Origin of the sequence: Pseudomonas sp. CIP-10 (assembly GCF_020911845.1) — a bacterium.
GTDB classification, from domain to species: Bacteria; Pseudomonadota; Gammaproteobacteria; order Pseudomonadales; family Pseudomonadaceae; genus Aquipseudomonas; species Aquipseudomonas alloputida.
This window is the reverse complement of sequence record NZ_CP087161.1, coordinates 91,502-109,197: the sequence shown is the minus strand read 5'-3', so window position 1 is coordinate 109,197 and position 17,696 is coordinate 91,502. Positions and strand designations below refer to the sequence as shown.

Sequence of the window (17,696 nt, the reverse complement as noted above, 5' to 3'; positions counted from 1 at the left end):
CAGTGCACCGTCTCATGACGGTATGTAGCGTTCGACCTGAGGGGTTCCTGAAGATTGATTACATTTCTGTAAGCTTGTCCGAATCATCTCAGTATGAAGGCGTGCCCGATCATTCAAGGCTTTTCAATCACTGCTTCTGGATGCTCACGATTTTCGCGGAGCTTCCCTCCATGCGGAACCCAAATTTCACCTTGTCGCCTACGTTCAAGCCCTTCAGCTGTGCAGGCTCAGATTGGAAGCCCATGGTCATCGCCGGCCATTTGAGCTCTGCTACCGGGCCGTGCGCTAAGGTGATTTTCCCGCTTTGAAGATCCAGCGCCTTTATTGTCCCCTCAGCATGCGCAGTGGGAGCCGCCTGGCTCCCTTGGCCCCCCTCGGCGGAGGCTGGCATTTTCTTCATGTCCATACCATCCATGTCCTGGGCATGCACACTGGTGGCAAAAGCGGTGACCAGGCCTGCGATGACAATTAGCTTTTTCATTGGATTTCTCCTGAGAGGTTGGGGGTAGTTACAGCAAGTTCGCGGCGACGGATCAGCCAGTACGCCGCAGGGATTACAAAAAGGGAAAGCAAGGGGGCGGTGAGCATGCCGCCCACCATGGGAACCGCGATGCGGCTCATGACCTCGCTGCCGGTACCGCTGCTCCAGAGGATGGGCAGCAAGCCTGCAACGATGACCGCCACAGTCATTGCCTTGGGCCTGATGCGTTGCACCGCGCCCTCACGGATCGCGTCGAGCAGCGCTGTTCGTGTGGTTTCGCCTTTGGCTTGACGCTCAGCCCAAGCGTTATTCAGGTAGATGAGCATGATCACTCCGAACTCCGCCGCTACGCCGGCCAGGGCAATGAAACCAACGCCTGTGGCCACCGACAGGTTGTAGCCCAGCAGGTACAGCAGCCAAACGCCTCCGGTCAGCGCGAACGGTAGTGTGCCCATGATGAGCAACGCCTCACCGAGGCGCCCAAAGGTCAGGTAGAGCAGCACGAAGATGATGGCCAGCGTCGCCGGCACCACCCAGGCCAGACGGGCATTCGCCCGCTCCAGGTATTCGAACTGGCCGGAGTAGCTCAAGCTCATGCCTGGATCGAGCTTCACCTCGCTGTTGATCGCCTGACGAAGGTCTGCCACAACAGACGATAGATCCCGGCCGCGCACATCGATGTACACCCAACCCGAGGGGCGAGCATTCTCGCTCTTAAGCATGGGCGGGCCATCAGCGATACGTATGCGGGCCACGCTGCCGAGCGTCAGCTGACCGCCCTGCGAGGTGTAGATCGGCAGCTGACGCAACGCCTCCACGGAATCACGCCATTCGCGTGGATAGCGCACGCTGATGGGATAGCGGGCCAAGCCTTCAACCGTTTCTCCAATGGTTTCGCCACCAATGGCGCCAGCCACGAGGGCCTGTACGTCGGTGATGTTCAGACCGTAACGGGCAGCGGCATGGCGATCGATATCCAGATCAATGTAGCGGCCACCAGTCAAACGCTCCGCCAGCGCCGAAGTCACTCCAGGAACCTTTTTCGCTGCCCGCTCCACAGCGAGGGTAGCCCGGTCTATCTGGTCTAGGTCGCTGCCGGCCACCTTGACGCCTATTGGGCTCTTGATACCGGTGGCCAGCATATCGATGCGGTTGCGGATGGGCGGGATCCAGATGTTGGTCAGCCCAGGCACACGCACAGTGCGATCAAGCTCCTCGATGAGCTTCTCCGTGGTCATTCCTGGACGCCACTCACTCTTGGGCTTGAGCCGAACGATGGTCTCGAACATCTCCAGCGGTGCCGGGTCGGTAGCGGACTCGGCGCGGCCGGCTTTACCAAAGACACTGGCCACCTCGGGAACAGTTCGAATCAGACGATCCGTTCGCTGCAACAGCTCTGAAGCTTTCTGCGCCGAGAGTCCAGGCAAGGCTGAAGGCATGTAAAGCAGATCACCTTCATCGAGCGGAGGAAGGAACTCGCCCCCAAGATGATTCAAGGGCCACAGACTGCTGAGCAGGATGAGCAATGCTCCAGCGAGGGTAACCAGAGGCCGGCGCAGGACGACCTCTAATGCCGGACGGTACAGCCGGATGAGGCCCCGGTTGAGCGGGTTGCGCTGTTCCGCAGGCAGTGGCCCTCTGATCCAGTACCCCATCAGCACCGGAATCAGGGTCACCGATAGCGCAGCCGCCGCTGCCATTGCGTAGGTCTTGGTAAAGGCCAGGGGTGCGAAGAGACGCCCTTCCTGGGCTTGCAGCGTGAACACCGGGATGAACGATAGCGTGATGATCATCAGGCTGAAGAATAGTGCCGGTCCTACCTCGACGGCCGCCTCTGTCATTACCCTCCAATGCGCTTCGCCTCGCAAGGGTTGACCAGGATGCCGGGCATGCCAAGCCTCAACACGTTTGTGGGCGTTCTCGATCATGACCACGGCAGCGTCCACCATTGCACCGATGGCAATAGCGATTCCGCCAAGGGACATGATGTTGGCATTGATACCCTGATGACGCATGACAATCAGCGCAATCAAGATTCCCACGGGAAGCGACACGATAGCCACCAACGACGAGCGCAGGTGCCAGAGAAACGCTGCGCATACCAACGCCACTACTACGAATTCCTCGATCAGCTTGTGACTGAGGTTCTCCACGGCACGGTCGATCAACTGGCTGCGGTCGTAGACGGTGACAAGCTCCACCCCGGCTGGCAGGCCTTTCTTCAGGGTTTCTAGCTTGGCCTTGACGTGCCCGATGGCCTCACGAGCATTCTTCCCGCTGCGCAGGATCACCACCCCTCCTACGGCTTCGCCGAGGCCGTCCAGTTCGCCTATGCCTCTGCGGGCTTCCGGACCTATCTGCACCGTAGCGACGTCGCCTAATGTCACCGGCACGCCCTTGGTAGCCAGTCGCAGCGGTATCGCTCTGAAATCATCCAGCGATCGCAGGTAGCCGGCCGCACGTACCATGAACTCCGCTTCGCCCTGCTCCAGTACACCGCCACCGGTCTCCTGGTTGGCCTTGCCTATAGCCTCAACCACCTCAGCCTGGGTGATACCGAGGCTGGCCATGCGCAGCGGATCGAGGACGACTTGGTACTGCTTGACCATACCGCCGATGGTGGCTACCTCAGCGACATCCGGCAGGGTCTTGAGCTCATAGCGCAGGAACCAGTCCTGCAGGCTGCGCAGTTGCGACAGGTCATGGCCGCCGTTGCGATCGACCAACGCATACTGATAAATCCAGCCCACTCCGGTGGCATCCGGGCCCAGTACCGGCTTGGCTGCCTCAGGTAATCGCGATTGCGCCTGGCTCAGGTACTCAAGCACCCGTGAGCGCGCCCAATACAGATCGGTGCCGTCCTCGAACAGCACGTAGACGAAGCTGTCACCGAAGGCGGAGAAACCGCGTACCGTTTTGGCCCCCGGAACCGAGAGCATGGTTGTGGTCAGCGGATAGGTCACCTGATTCTCAACGATTTGGGGAGCCTGGCCTGGGTAGGACGTGCGGATGATCACCTGCACGTCCGACAGGTCGGGCAAGGCGTCGATTGGCAGGCTACGCACCGAGACGAAGCCCCATGCCACCAGAAACAGCGTGGCGAGGAGCACCAGCACACGGTTGCCTACCGACCAGCGGATCAGTTTGGCAATCATGGTTGGCCCTCCACCACGTTGATCTGCTCAACTACCATGCCCTCGTCGCGTTCGCGTATGCCAAAGCGAATCTGCGCACCGACCTTGAGGCCATCAAGGAGAGACTGATCAACCACAGGAAAGGTCATGGTCATCCCTGGCATGCCCAGGGTGATGAAAGGACCGTGGGCAACGGTGAGCTGGGTGCCGTCTATCTGCACGACACGGCCATCCGCTTCATGCAGGGCTGGCCCCGCATTAGGCTGACTATCCTGCGCCGTCGCCGCCTCGATGCCTTTCAAATTAGCGTCGGAGTCCAACAGGAATTGCCCGGACGCGACGATGCGCTGTCCTGGCTGAAGGCCCTGCAACACCGCAACTTTCCCTCTGCTCTCCTGGCCCAACACGACTTCCACCGGCCGGAAGCGACCACCGTCTTCAGCCAGCATCAACAGGTCTCGCTTGCCGGTGCGGATGACCGCCTCGGCAGGCACCAAGAGGCTTTGCTCGGAAGACTCGCCGGGATGGAGAGCCACTTGAGCGGTCATCCCAGGACGAAGCCGTCCATCCGGGTTGGGCAACTCGATACGCAGGCGCAACGTGCGGCTCTGCAAATCGGCATCGGCGAGCAACGCGGTCAACTTGCCCGGTATGGGATCGCCTGGGAACGCTGGCAATTGCGCCCGCACAGGCTGGCCTTCGCGAAGACCTTGAGCCTGGGCTTCCGGCACAGCCGCTTCCAGCCAGACGTTGGCCACTCCATTGATCCTCGCCAAGGTAGCCCCCGGCGTCAACGTCATTCCGGGTCGCAAATCGAGAACCTGGATGACTCCGGCCGTGGGTGCGGAGAGTGTGACCGAGAGCTGCACCTTCCCAGTGCTCGCGACCCGGTTGATCAGGTCGGCCGGCATGCCGGCGAGCACAAGCCGCTGTCGTGCCGCCGCCGTCAGCTGCGTGTCGCCGGAATGCCGCAGCGCCAGGTATTCCTCCTGCAAACCAGCCCACTCCGGGGTTAGCACATCGGCTAGAGGAGCCCCTTTGGCAACGATGTCGCCCGTCGCTCGACCATAGACGCGCTCGACGTAGCCGCCAGTCCGGGCCTGCAATACGCTGAAGTCGCGTTCGTCGAACGTTAGAACGCCGCTCACACTCAGGGTCCGTTCTAGCCGGCCAGCCGTCACCGTCGCCAATCGAATCCCAAGGTTTTGCTGGAGCCCAGCCGAGACCTGAACCGCAGGCTGCTCCTCGCCAGCCGTGTCATCCGAATACTTGGGCACGAGCGGCATGTCCATGAACGGCGATTTTCCGGGCGCCGGGAAGTGCTGCTGGGGATACATCGGGTCATACCAGTACAGCGCTTTTTTTTCCTCACCTACTGGCTGGGATGAGGAATACGCACCTCTTCCACCTAGCCAGAAGCCCGCGCCTATCCCAATAGCAAGGGCAGCAGCCACGAGCAAACCAATCGACCTATTCCTCATGCCCGCACCTCTCCATAAACGAAATGCAGACGCGCTGCTGTTGCCGCCAACTGTCCTTGCAGGTCCACATCCTGTAGCAGCGCTTCCACACGCTGCCGGCGTGCCGACAGCACTTCACTCAACGGCGAATTACCGGCGCGGTAGTCCGCCAGAGCGAGGCGTACCCGGTCCTCGGCCAGGGGCAAAAGTGTTTCGCGACTGCGCCGTACAGCCCGTTGCAAGCGTTGGTACTCGGCAAGGTCTGTTTCAAGCTGAGCTTGATGCTCGCGCAGGGCAGCGTCCTGCTCATTTTCCAATTGGCGAACTTGTGCGCGTCGTGCCGCAATCATTGGGTCTTGCCGGGAGCTGGTGAACAACGGCAACTGGAAGCTGACTTGCAGGCTGACCATGTTGCTGAAGTCCGGACCACGGCGCTGATAATCCACCCCCCAGGACCAATCCGATTTCTTTTCCGCCTGAGCCTGGTGTACCTGGGCTTGAGCCTCGCGTGTCATGGCGTTGTAGGTATTGAGCTCCGGATGGGCATGGACGGAGTGCAAGTATTCAGCTGCATCTACAGGCCAGACAGGGAACGTCGGCGCGCCCACTTCGGCGTCCTGCCCAATCCAGCGCTTCAGCGCGGCTCGCGCCTGAGCTGACTGACTCAACAGAACGTCTTTCTGCTCGTCCAACTGTGCCAATTCCTGTTTGGGAGCCAACGTATCGGCCGTTGAGCCTGCGCCTCCGGCCAGGCTGGCCCGCACCGTGGAAGCCAGCAGCTGGTTTTCTTTGTAGAAGGCGTCGAACTGTTCAAGCTTTCGCTGCACGGTGTATGCAGCCACCCAAGCCTGTGCGGTTGCCGCCCGAACTTTCAGCCGTTCGAACAGCGCCTCGGCATCGGCTCGCTCGACCGTGGCCTGCGCTGTCTCTATGCGAGCTTTGCGTTTGTCCCGGTTCGGTACTTCTTGGGACAGGCCAACCACCTGCATGGTCATGAAGTCTCTGTTCATGCTCCAGCGGTCGGTGCCTTCAATCGGCAGGTTCTGTACCCCGAGATTCAGGCGCGGATCGGGTAGTTCGCCCGCTGGAATGACTGCGCTGCGCGCAGCTGATGCCTGCTCCTGGCGGGCCTGTAGAGAGGGAGCGTTGCGTTCAGCCAGTTGCAGCGCCTCATCCAGCGACAGCGTTGCAGCCTGTGCCGAGACAGCCGGCAGCAGTATGAACAGGACGGCCGTGGTTATCCGTCCCTGAAAACGTTGGGGAGTCATGAAAATGATTCCTCGAAAGATCAGCGCCCAGGCGCGTGCCATCGCCCCGCTGCTAGGCGGAACGACGGTGTGAAATTAAGAGGGAATCAGACGCGGGGAGGCCGCCATGGATCGGGGGGAGAGCCTGTCGCTATGCCTACCGCGTAGGTATCGGCAGGTCGTGGCTTGGCAAAGGTCAGCCCAGGCGTCAGGAAGCTGAGCTGCACTGTGCTAGCAGTCCTGCACTCCTGGCCGACCTTGCAGGATTTGGCGTGATCGCCGGCCTTGCCCAGGTCTTGGTCCTGGCAGCAGTCATGATCCATACCCGCCATCATTTCCATGCCCATGGTCTGCATTGGGCAAGGTTCAGTCGCCGAATCGATGCCCGCCATCCCGTTAAGCGGAAGCGCCACGATAAGCATCAGGATGGTGAGCAGTCGAATGAACCGATTCATGATGGGCGAGTATAGATTACCGGGATGAGTTCAGCATTAAGGGGTTGGGGCTGCACTAACCCACCGCTTAGAGGCTGGGAGACTGATGAAGAAGGTTGTGACACCCTCCGCTGAAGTACACCAGATTCGTCCGCTATGAGCCTCGATGATAGAGCGGGTTATCGACAGACCCAGGCCTGCATTGCTTGGGCCGCCTTCGCGCCTGGCTGGATCGGCTCGATAGAATCGGTCGAAGATCTTGCCAATGTGCTGGGAATCGATGATTACCCCGCTGTTACGCACGGAAAGCGTCACGCTTTCAGGCGTCTGCTCGATTCGCACTGATATCTCGTTACCTTCCGGGGTGTAGCGCAACGCGTTGGATAGAAGGTTGGAAAGCGCTCGGTCAATCATCAGGCGATCGCCACGAACCTTACCCTGCCCGTGTAGGGTCAGCTGGATGCCTTGATCCTCAGCCAGGAACTGGTAGTACTCGAACAGCTTGGAAACGAGGTCGGAGAGCTCCACATCAATCTGCTCAGGGACGATCAGACCGTTATCCGCCTTGGCGAGGAACAGCATGTCGTCGATCATGCGCGACATACGCTTGAGGTCTTCCAGGTTCGAATAGAGGTTCTCCTCATAGGCATCCAGGTCACGCTTCTTGGTGAGCACCACTTCAGTATGGGTCAGAAGGTTGCTGACTGGCGTTCTCAACTCGTGAGCGATATCGGCAGAGAAGTTGGACAACCGAACGAATGCATCCTCCAACCGTCCCAGCATCCCGTTGAAAGACAGGATGAGCTCCTGAAGCTCTAGCGGCACGGGCTCCAGGGGAATGCGCTCGCGGAGCGATCTTGCCGACATCCCGGTGGCCACTTTGGTGATTTGCCCAACAGGCCGAAGCCCACTCTTGGCCACGACCCAACCCAAGCCTGCGCTTACAATCGCGCTGATCACCAGGCCAATTCCGAACCACCATTGCAGGGTGACAAAGAAATGGGCGTGAGTGGTGACATCGAGCATCAGCACGGCCGTCACCGGTTCCGGCTCGCCTGCAATGGTCAGCTGGGCGGTAATGCCGCGAAAGTTCTGCGATTCATCCTGCCATTCCCAGACCGCACCCCGGTGCGCCTGCTCGAACCGCTGGGGAATTTGGGAGGCTTTGGGGTCTGAAAACAGGACCGTACCGTCAGCCTTGGTGATTTTCGCCGACAAATCCTGATGTGCGCCGAGCAATGCCCGCAGCTGCTGCTCCTGATCGTGGAGCCCGCCTCGCGCTGCTGAGATGGACAGGATATGACGCGTTGACTCCAGCTTTTCGGAAAGCGCCTGCTCATCCAGCATCCGGAAATGGTGCTGGCTGAGCCCGTAGAAAGCCACCCCGGCAACCACCAGGACAGCAGTCACTGCGAACATGAACATCAGGGTCAGTCGCTTGACGAGCGATGATTGCGGGCGCATCACTCGGGCACATCCATCATGTAGCCCATGCCTCGGGCGGTATGGATGAGCTTTGGCGCGAAGTCGTCATCTATTTTGGCCCGCAGTCGGCGAATCGCTACCTCAATCACGTTGGTGTCACTGTCGAAGTTCATGTCCCAGACCTGAGAAGCGATCAGCGACTTGGGGAGCACCTCGCCGCGTCGGCGCATGAGCAGCTCCAGCAGGGAAAACTCCTTTGCGGTAAGGTCGATCCGCTTGCCGTTTCGCGTAGCTCGACGCTTGAGCAGGTCTACCTCAAGGTCTGCCATCTTCATGGTGGTTTGAGCAGCACCACCGTTGCCTCTGCGCAACAACGTGCGAACCCGAGCCAGCAGCTCCGAGAACGCAAAGGGCTTCACCAGGTAGTCATCAGCGCCCAGTTCCAAACCTTTCACGCGGTCGTCTACGCCGTCTCGGGCCGTCAAGAAAAGAACCGGCACATCCTGACCCGCCGCACGGATCTTGCGCAGGACATCCCAGCCATCGAGCCCCGGCATCATCACGTCGAGTATCAGCAAGTCATACGCTTCGCTCTGTGCCTGTTGCAGGGCGTCAGTGCCTGTCATCACCCGGTCAACGGTGAAGCCAGCTTCTGTCAGACCTTGCTGGAGGTAGACACCGGTTTTTGGCTCATCTTCGGCTACGAGTAATTTCATCTGCTCTCATCCACGCGGGGTGCATCTCCAGTTTGCAGGAAAAAAGACGCCCAACCAGAAGCTGACGGAAAAGTAATGTCGAGATCAGTTTTCTGACAGCACCGCGAAGCTAACTTGACCCTGTACCTGACGCCATGAGGCGCAGAACCCACTGAGGATCTCCAGATGAACATGGTCAAAGCAATTGTGATGGTCGTTACCTTCGGCATGGCAGGCATCGCCCTGGCAGAGGGCGGCGCGGACCGGACCTTTGCGCGGATGGAAGCGGCTCGCCAAAGCTCCATGCAGGCATTCCAAGTTGCGCAGGAGAAGAAAGAGCAGGCGCCAGTTGCCGCCCAGTCCAGCAAGCATGCCGGCCACGAAAGCTGCTGATCCCAGCTTACAGAAATGTAATCACCCCGGAATCTGAACTATGGCAGTTTCAGACTACGGCCTCTCATCAGCCTCGCGCAGTGACGAAAGTCTACGAGACTGGTGAGAGCTCCAATGAACCCAAGGGCTGCCCCATCGAGCAGCCTGGATATCAGCGATCTACCTGACTGGACGCAACGGCATGCAAAGCAAAACCACGAGACGATCTTTCGTCAAAGGCCTGGCCGCTACCGGACTTCTGGGTGGGCTCGGCATGTGGCGCGCGCCGGTCTGGGCCGTGACCAGCCCTGGCCAACCGAACGTGCTGAGCGGCACGGACTTCGATCTGTATATCGGCGAACTCCCCGTCAATATCACGGGTGCAGCTCGCACGGCCATGGCCATCAACGGTTCGGTGCCAGGGCCGATCCTGCGATGGCGCGAAGGCGACACCGTGACACTGCGCGTACGCAACCGGCTGAAACAAGACACCTCCATTCACTGGCACGGCATCATCCTGCCCGCCAACATGGACGGTGTGCCGGGCTTGAGCTTCCACGGCATCGCTCCCGATGGCATGTACGAATACAAGTTCAAGGTCCACCAGAACGGCACCTACTGGTATCACAGCCACTCAGGCTTCCAGGAACAGTCCGGGGTCTATGGGGCGTTGGTGATCGATGCCAAGGATCCGGAGCCGTTTGTGTACGACCGTGATTACGTCGTCATGCTCAGCGATTGGACGGATGAAGACCCGGCGCGGGTGCTCTCCAAACTCAAGAAGCAATCTGACTACTACAACTTCCACAAGCGCACTGTTAGCGACTTCGTTGACGATGTGAGCGAGAAAGGCTGGTCGGCCGCTGTAGCGGATCGGAAGATGTGGGCTGAAATGAAGATGAGCCCCACCGACCTCGCTGACGTGAGCGGGTATACCTACACCTACCTCATGAACGGCCAGGCTCCGAACGGCAACTGGACGGGTATCTTCAAGCCCGGCGAGAAGATCCGCCTGCGCTTTATCAACGGCTCGGCCATGACCTATTTCGATGTCCGGATTCCTGGGCTCAAGATGACGGTTGTGGCTGCCGACGGCCAGTACGTCAAACCCGTATCGGTCGATGAGTTCCGGATCGCCGTTGCCGAAACCTACGATGTCATCGTCGAACCTGAAAACGAGCAGGCCTATACAATCTTCGCGCAATCCATGGACCGTACCGGGTACTCCCGAGGCACCCTGGCAGTTCGTGAAGGCTTGCAAGCGCCCGTGCCGGAGGTAGATCCACGCCCGATCATCGCCATGAGCGATATGGGCATGGACCACGGCAGCATGGGCGGAATGGATCACGGCGGCATGGCTGGCATGGACCAGGGGAACATGGCCGGGATGGATCACAGCAAGATGGCTGGGATGGACCATGGCAGCATGGCCGGCATGGACCACAGCAAGATGGCTGGAATGGACCATAGCAGCATGGCCGGCATGGACCACAGCAAGATGGCTGGAATGGACCATAGCAACATGGCCGGCATGGATCACAGCACGATGGCTGGGATGAGTCATGAGGGCATGGCCGGCATGAGCGGTGCAATGCAGAGCCATCCGGCTTCCGAGACAAACAACCCGTTGGTCGATATGCAGACCATGTCGCCGACCCCGAAGCTGAACGATCCGGGAATTGGCCTGCGCAACAACGGGCGCCGAGTGCTGACCTACGCCGATTTGCGGAGCACCTTCATCGATCCCGATGGTCGAGAGCCTGGACGCACAATCGAACTGCACCTTACCGGCCACATGGAGAAGTTCGCGTGGTCGTTCGACGGTATCAAATTCTCTGATGCTGAACCGCTGCGGTTGAAATATGGCGAGCGTCTTCGCATCACCTTGGTCAACGACACCATGATGACTCACCCCATCCATCTCCACGGTATGTGGAGTGATCTGGAGGACGAGAACGGCAACTTCATGGTTCGCAAGCACACCATCGACATGCCACCTGGCTCAAAACGAAGCTATCGCGTCACCGCAGATGCCTTGGGACGTTGGGCCTATCACTGTCACCTACTGTTCCACATGGAAATGGGCATGTTCCGAGAAGTCCGTGTGGACGAATGAGCTGGAGATTTGAGATGAGCAAACCAATGAAACGAAGCGCCTTTTTCCTCTCTGCTGCGATGGTCGGCATGTTGGCTGTTTATGCCCCGTCGTCGTGGTCCAGCGACAACCATGATCAGCATTCCCAGAAATCTACCGAGGCCGGTAAAGCCAAAGGTTCGCAGGACAAGCAGGGTCAGGGGATGAACCATGAAGGCATGGACCATGGGTCCATGGAAAGTATGGACCACGGCTCGATGAAGGGGATGGACCATGGCTCGATGGAAGGCATGGACCACGACAAAATGATGGAATCGCATGGCAGCGACAAAGCTAAGGCAGGGAAAGATGGTCAATAGCCTTGGGCGGCCTTCGCTGCTGGCCCTGACTGTTTCAATCGGCATGCTGGGCGTAACGCCCAGCTTCGCCGCTGAAGAAATGGATCACTCGGGCATGGATCATTCGAAAATGGGGCACGGTTCCATGCAAATGGATGCTGTTCCGTCCGAATCGATGCCGGCGATGGATCACAGCAAGATGGGGGTGAGCAAACAGCAGAAACAGCCTGCCCCTGTTGATCACAGCCAGATGGAGCATGCTCAAAGCCAGAGCAAATCCAGCCCGGTGGACCATAGCAAGATGGACCACAGCAAAATGGGCCATGGAAACATGAAGGGCATGGATCACGGTTCGATGAAGGGCATGGACCATTCCCAGATGAATCATGGTTCAGCGATTTCTCCGACCACAACGAGTCGCACGCCGATTCCAGTGCTCACTGATGCCGACCGCGAGGCAGCCTTTCCGCCTTTGGGTGGCCACCAGGTGCACGACAGCGGAATCAACAGCTTCTTCCTGTTGGACCAGCTCGAATACCAAGACGCCGATGAGGGCAGCACCCTGGCCTGGGACGCATCAGGCTGGGTAGGCGGCGACATCAATCGACTCTGGGTTCGCTCGGAAGGCGAGCGCACCAATGGGGTAACCGAAGACGCTGAGCTGCAACTGCTATACGGGCGCTCGGTCAGTCCTTGGTGGGACGTGGTCGCCGGAGTCCGTCAGGATTTCAAACCGGAATCACCGCAGACCTGGGCAGCCTTTGGTATTCAGGGCATGGCCTTGTATGACTTCGAGGCCGAAGCTACGGCGTTCATCGGCGAGAACGGCCAGACTGCTGCGCGTCTTGAAGGCGAATACGACATCCTGCTGACCAATCGCTTGATTTTGCAGCCCACGGCCGAGGCGAACTTCTATGGCAAGAACGATCCTGAGCGCGGTGTTGGATCGGGTCTGGCCAATACCGAAGTCGGGCTGCGTCTACGGTATGAAATCGTCCGCCAGTTTGCCCCGTACATAGGCGTTACCTGGAGCCGCTCCTACGGCAACACCGCTGACTTCATCCGAGACGAGGGTGGAGATGTTGATGAGGCACGCTTCGTTGCCGGTATCAGGATGTGGTTCTGAGAATTCCAACATGAAAAGAACAATTACAACGCTGCTTGTGGCCGGTGCTGTCGGAAGTGCTGCGGTATTGGGCACCGCGTATTTCGGCTTGGTGAATGTCGGCGCCGATGATCCTCACTTCCCGGCTGTCCATTCGTTTCTCGCCATGGCTCGCGACCGGTCGATTGAGGTTCGAGCGCGAGACATTGAAGTGCCTGACCTGAAGAACGCTGCGTTGATCAAGGCAGGCGCAGGCAACTACAACGCCATGTGCATTGGGTGCCACCTCGCCCCTGGCGTTGGAAAGACAGAACTTAGCCAAGCGCTATACCCGTCGCCACCTGACCTCACCAAGGTGGGTGTCGGAGGCGAACCGGCTGCCGCATTCTGGACGATCAAGCACGGCATCAAAGCCACCGGCATGCCCGCTTGGGGCAAGAGCATGGGTGATGAGTACATCTGGGGAATAGTCGCGTTCCTGGATCAACTTCCCGAAATGAATCCCGAGCAGTACAAGGCTTTGGTGGCCACGAGCGGTGGCCATCAGCACGGCGGCGGCGAAAGCGATATGCATAACCATGAGGGCCAGCACGGCGGGAGCGGGCATGCCGAGCATGGCGATCACGACGAAGCGGCAGACAACGATCATGCCCAGGCAGCTCACGACCATGGAGCTCCACCCGCAGGCGCCACCCAAGCGGCAGATCATCACGGTGACCACAATGCGGCCGAAGCCCATTCGGACGCCCACCCGAAATCGTCGACAAAGACGCATGTTCACAAAGACGGTAAGGAGCACACTCATGCCAACTAACCGGATACTCGTTCGTCTAGCCGCTATCGCTGGGCTGCTGGTGACCTCAGCGGCCTACGCTGCCGAGCCTTTGTCCATCGACGTTCACCGAGACGCGAACTGCGGTTGCTGCAAGAAATGGATCGCGCACTTGGAAGCCAATAGTTTCAAAGTGACCGACCATATTGAGACGGACATGAGCGCAGTGAAACAGAAGCTGGGCGTAGCGCCACGGTTAGCGTCCTGCCACACAGCCGTGATTGATGGAAAGTTTGTTGAAGGTCACATGCCAGCTGAGCAGATTCGAGAACTCAAGGAGCGGAACGATCTGGTCGGGATCGCCGTGCCAGGAATGCCAGCTGGATCCCCAGGCATGGAGGTTGATGGCGTAAGCCATGCCTACCAAGTCATTGGGTTAACCAAAAGCGGCGCGGACCTAGTAGTCGCCAACTATCCAGCCAAATAACGCACCGACCAGAAGGACGGCAGTAGGCTGACTGCCGTCCCATGTATCCCCGCTAGAAAGCTTCATCAGCTCAACACGACGACACAGAGGGCCTGCAACGCGTAGCTAATCAGATTCGCGGCGCTCGCGGACTGGCTTGAGTACGATATCGCCGTTGATGAGCTCTATGGAGAGTCTGTCGCCCGTCGTGACCCCGAGCTCGCGCAGAATGTCGTCAGGTAATTCCACAATCACATCGCCGGAGCCGTCGCCGGGATCCAGGCACTTTACCGTGGTGCGCGCTGATTCAGTCATTGGGCTCTCCTGCCAGAGCTACCAGTCCCCATCATACTCCAGCAGCCATGCAAGCGGTGATTTGCTCAAGCAGCTTTGCAAATGCCATTTTGTTGGAGTGTTCAGTACGCCGGAAGCCCCTTGCGACTGAGCTAGATCCCATCGACGAACATCGAAAGGGGCCGCAACCCCAAACGGTGCGTAGCTCGTCCGCTTCAATCGGACGGCAAGTTCGTGCCGAAGCTGCGTTCAATCTTTCTGCGGTGCAGCCCGGTTAGGCAATCCCTAGCAGCAGCTATGCCTGAATTGCTCGCTCTTGGTGATGACGCTCAGTGGCAGCCGCACATGGATGAGGTTTGTCGGGACAGGGCGATATCATATGGCCAGTTTACGCTCTGGTCGCTACAGTATCAGCAGTACAATAAGGACGTGCCTGTATGAGAAGGAAAGCTCGCATACTAATCCTATGCAAAACATACCCGTCACCCAGCGCTGCCTATACAGAGACTTCGTGCGTTGCGGGGATGGACGAGGCAGGCAATCTGATCCGTCTTTACCCTGTACCGTTCCGCCTGGTCACTGATGATCAACGATTTTCAAAGTGGCAGTGGATCGAAGCCTCCATCGAAAAAAGCTCCAACGATCACCGACCTGAAAGCCATAAGATTGGCGTGGATACGATTCAGCCCCAAGACATTATTCCAACCTCGAAAGCGTGGATTCGAAGGAGGGAAATGCTTAGCAAGCTGCCCATCTACGACAGTTTTGAGGCTCTGGAGCAGGCTCGACAGAATTCCAATGTCACGCTCGGCTTGATCAAGCCTGAGCGAATTATTGGATTAGAGATCCGTAAAGCCGCGTCAGAAAGCTGGACTGATGAGGAGCTTGAAAAACTGGAGAGACTGCAGCGCCAGCCCGGTTTATTCGATCAGGACGATGTCAAAGCCAGCATCAAGCGCCTAGAGAAGGTGCCCTTCGATTTCTACTACAGCTATGAGTCAGTACTTGATGGTGAGGTAAAGATTTATAAGCACAAGATCGTAGACTGGGAGGCAAGCCAGCTGTACAGAAACATGCGCCGAGCTCATGGGCCTAACGGCTGGGAAGCGCCGTTTCGACAGAAGCTGGAGGTCGAGTTACCAGGAAAAGATCTTATGCTTCTAATGGGAACGATTCATCGATTTCCGCAACAGTGGCTTATCATCAGTCTCATCTATCCACCTAAGCAACCGCCCGAAGCAAATCAGCAAATTTCTCTATTTTGAGAGGCAGATGCCGCGTATCCAGGGATGAATCCAATTCACTCGCAGCCTCGGCGATAAGGCTGCGGTGACAAAAATTCGCGTCAGCTTCGTAGCAAACCATACAAATGCGCTGGCTTGAGGCATCAGCTGTCAGGTTCTCCAGAAGGTCCATCCGGGTACGGATGTAAGCCCTGAAGTCGCGCGCATAGACCCCCCAATCGCCATCGACCTTATAGCGGTTTCGAATCGGTTTTGGGCAACCCAAGGGAGGGGAATGCTCGTAGGCAATTCCTGCATCCGCCAAGCACTGGGCGAAAGCCTTCTTGGAGAAACCAGGCTTTCTGGACAGAGGGTACTCGCGAACGTCCAGAACCTTGTCGATCTGAGCTTGCTTAAGACGAGCGATGAAGGCGTCGATAGACAACCCTTCATAGCCTGCGGTGTAGATCGCCATGTGAAATCTCCCAGCGGCTTCCTGCGGCTGTTCTGCAAATAAATGAGAGACTATACCATTCTAGCCATGCTGTACCCCATGGGCATTGGATGGATGGCCATCTCCAAGAGGTAGCGACGAGCGGATGGTAGGGGCCAGAAATCATCTCGGTCCGCGTTAGGTGGAAGCGCCTTCGCCGAGAGGCTATTGAGGTTTAGGACTTCGAATAGAGCATCGCAGCAGCCAAACCAGTGCATTCCTCAAGAAGCGCCGCTATCACGGATCGGAGCTTACTCGCGTCATACACACCTGATTCAACATCCTCCTGAGTGGTTTCATAAAACGCCTTTGCGTAGCTATCTTTGAAATCGAGGGCGCCCTGATAAATACCTAACGACTCCTTGTAATTCGTCCAGGTCACCTGCGCTGGGGGTCGCCCCTTAAGATTGAGATCGAGATAGCACTCGATAGCGGCCGCGCAGCCGTTGATGTCAGCGTTGGCAACACCACACGGGCCTTTCGCCGGAAACTCGCGCAGCTCGTCCAAGTCAGGAAGAACCATAGCTTTCATGTTCACTGGGAATTGAAAGCGTTTGAGTAGATTTTTATAGGTATCCACTCCTTCGGCGTCGTTATCGAACAGGAAGACCACGCGATTGTGAACATCAATTTTGACCAGTCCCTCGGCGAACTTGGACAGATTACCTGTACCGGAAAATGGGTGACGCTCCTCGATGTCAATGAATCGAAAAAAATCCTCGATGTCCGGGCGGAGCAGCGCCAGACCCCGCTTCAGAATGTGGGTATCAGAAGTGCCTTCAGTCGCTATCAAATAGGTCTGGGTCCGACGTGCGTTCCCAATGAAATCCTCATTTTTAGCCCATCCTGCATCCACAAAATTGCCGTAATCCCAGACGACATCTTCACCTAGATTAGCGGGGTTTTCGGCAAGGATTCGCAGAGTTGCATATGGGCTCAGAAATCCTAACATTGAGCCGAAATGGCTGCGCTCGGAGTAGCCTCCGATGTCTCGATCAAACACTCCCGTCGGGAGTAGAGATGCCGCTGGATCAGCCGCAAAGCGGCCCCGGCCCTGTGCATGATCGGAATCGTAGCTGGCGACATAGTCGCTTTTTAGGTCTCGCAATGCGTACGCTTTGATGAAGTCGATAAATTGATCGAAAGTCAAACGGTCGGATCGACGCTCACCTGGCAGGTATTCCTCGAACTGGTCTCTGTCGAGCACGACCTGATTTTCGTATTCCGACCTCACCGCCGCCAATGTGTATCCGAGCAGCTCCAACCGTGACACCATCGAACCAAGTGTCCGGCAAAAACACAGCTCCATTTGCTCCAGACTTTCAGGGCTATGAGCGTAGTCGTAGTCGATGCCCTCGTGCCGACGGTACTGGCGGTCGGACTCTTGATAGAGCATCCCGTGATCCATGCCCATATAGCCAGTGTTGTATGTGAGATCGAGGCTACCCACAGACAGCGTAATTGGTGTGCTCATAAGATCTTTGTACCTGGAGTTAACTGTCTAACGCCAATGCATGACGCGAATCTGGACATGCTTGTACTGGCACGTGATAGCACATTTCAGCGGCGTCGGAGATGCATCCGAGCTCAGGTGCTCTATCCTGGTGTACCTGCCCCTCGCTAACTCAGGCGTGTAAACCTGTTTTTTTCACTGTAAACCAC

Annotated in this window: 16 protein-coding genes; 7 read left to right on the top strand and 9 right to left on the bottom strand. The window is 57.9% G+C overall.

Features of this window, described 5'->3' with window-relative positions; genetic code table 11:
• Positions 1–127 precede the first annotated feature (127 nt).
• From LMH93_RS27610 to LMH93_RS27580, 6 genes are all read right to left on the bottom strand, one after another.
• Positions 128–481, bottom strand: coding sequence for a copper-binding protein (locus tag LMH93_RS27610; RefSeq protein WP_060519755.1), 354 nt, complete (start codon positions 479–481; stop codon positions 128–130).
• Entirely contained in the window at positions 478–3,636 is a 3,159-nt protein-coding gene (locus LMH93_RS27605) for an efflux RND transporter permease subunit (protein ID WP_060519757.1), read from the bottom strand. The genes LMH93_RS27610 and LMH93_RS27605 overlap by 4 nt, the downstream gene beginning before the upstream one ends.
• The gene (locus tag LMH93_RS27600) at positions 3,633–5,096 is read right to left on the bottom strand and encodes an efflux RND transporter periplasmic adaptor subunit (protein ID WP_101195989.1); all 1,464 of its coding nucleotides are present in this window, start codon (positions 5,094–5,096) and stop codon (positions 3,633–3,635) included. Before LMH93_RS27600 ends, LMH93_RS27605 begins: the two co-directional genes overlap by 4 nt.
• Positions 5,093–6,343 (bottom strand): TolC family protein, encoded by a 1,251-nt coding sequence (locus tag LMH93_RS27595; protein ID WP_060519761.1) that lies wholly within the window; start codon positions 6,341–6,343, stop codon positions 5,093–5,095. Before LMH93_RS27595 ends, LMH93_RS27600 begins: the two co-directional genes overlap by 4 nt.
• A gap of 470 nt (positions 6,344–6,813) precedes the next feature.
• Complete coding sequence (locus LMH93_RS27585) at positions 6,814–8,220, bottom strand: heavy metal sensor histidine kinase (RefSeq protein ID WP_060519764.1); 1,407 nt, start codon at positions 8,218–8,220, stop codon at positions 6,814–6,816.
• A complete protein-coding gene (locus LMH93_RS27580; RefSeq protein WP_060519766.1) occupies positions 8,220–8,897 on the bottom strand; it encodes a heavy metal response regulator transcription factor in 678 nt (225 codons plus the stop codon). The genes LMH93_RS27585 and LMH93_RS27580 overlap by 1 nt, the downstream gene beginning before the upstream one ends.
• 165 nt (positions 8,898–9,062) lie before the next feature.
• Between LMH93_RS27580 and LMH93_RS27575 the strand changes: the two genes are divergently transcribed.
• From LMH93_RS27575 to LMH93_RS27550, 6 genes are all read left to right on the top strand, one after another.
• Entirely contained in the window at positions 9,063–9,269 is a 207-nt protein-coding gene (locus LMH93_RS27575; protein WP_060519770.1) for a co-regulatory protein PtrA N-terminal domain-containing protein, read from the top strand.
• A gap of 181 nt (positions 9,270–9,450) precedes the next feature.
• Positions 9,451–11,364 carry a copper resistance system multicopper oxidase gene (locus LMH93_RS27570; RefSeq protein WP_060519772.1) on the top strand — a complete coding sequence of 638 codons (1,914 nt, stop codon included), beginning with the start codon at positions 9,451–9,453 and terminating at the stop codon, positions 11,362–11,364.
• 14 nt (positions 11,365–11,378) lie between these two features.
• Positions 11,379–11,702 (top strand): hypothetical protein, encoded by a 324-nt coding sequence (locus tag LMH93_RS27565; protein ID WP_019470286.1) that lies wholly within the window; start codon positions 11,379–11,381, stop codon positions 11,700–11,702.
• Positions 11,692–12,807, top strand: coding sequence for a copper resistance protein B (locus tag LMH93_RS27560; protein WP_060519774.1), 1,116 nt, complete (start codon positions 11,692–11,694; stop codon positions 12,805–12,807). The genes LMH93_RS27565 and LMH93_RS27560 overlap by 11 nt, the downstream gene beginning before the upstream one ends.
• Positions 12,808–12,817: 10 nt before the next feature.
• Positions 12,818–13,600 carry a c-type cytochrome gene (locus LMH93_RS27555; protein ID WP_060519775.1) on the top strand — a complete coding sequence of 261 codons (783 nt, stop codon included), beginning with the start codon at positions 12,818–12,820 and terminating at the stop codon, positions 13,598–13,600.
• Positions 13,590–14,045: a DUF411 domain-containing protein gene (locus LMH93_RS27550; RefSeq protein WP_230065430.1), complete on the top strand. Its 456-nt coding sequence runs from the start codon at positions 13,590–13,592 to the stop codon at positions 14,043–14,045. Before LMH93_RS27555 ends, LMH93_RS27550 begins: the two co-directional genes overlap by 11 nt.
• Before the next feature lie 105 nt (positions 14,046–14,150).
• Here LMH93_RS27550 and LMH93_RS27545 read toward each other — a convergent pair whose 3' ends face one another.
• Positions 14,151–14,339, bottom strand: coding sequence for an AbrB/MazE/SpoVT family DNA-binding domain-containing protein (locus tag LMH93_RS27545; RefSeq protein WP_060519780.1), 189 nt, complete (start codon positions 14,337–14,339; stop codon positions 14,151–14,153).
• A gap of 503 nt (positions 14,340–14,842) precedes the next feature.
• Between LMH93_RS27545 and LMH93_RS27540 the strand changes: the two genes are divergently transcribed.
• Positions 14,843–15,583: a hypothetical protein gene (locus LMH93_RS27540; RefSeq protein WP_197864294.1), complete on the top strand. Its 741-nt coding sequence runs from the start codon at positions 14,843–14,845 to the stop codon at positions 15,581–15,583.
• Here LMH93_RS27540 and LMH93_RS27535 read toward each other — a convergent pair.
• Both LMH93_RS27535 and LMH93_RS27530 read right to left on the bottom strand, forming a co-directional pair.
• Positions 15,540–16,016 (bottom strand): DUF488 domain-containing protein, encoded by a 477-nt coding sequence (locus tag LMH93_RS27535; RefSeq protein WP_060519784.1) that lies wholly within the window; start codon positions 16,014–16,016, stop codon positions 15,540–15,542. The genes LMH93_RS27540 and LMH93_RS27535 overlap by 44 nt on opposite strands.
• Before the next feature lie 193 nt (positions 16,017–16,209).
• The gene (locus LMH93_RS27530; protein ID WP_060519785.1) at positions 16,210–17,508 is read right to left on the bottom strand and encodes a HEPN/Toprim-associated domain-containing protein; all 1,299 of its coding nucleotides are present in this window, start codon (positions 17,506–17,508) and stop codon (positions 16,210–16,212) included.
• Positions 17,509–17,696 lie beyond the last annotated feature (188 nt).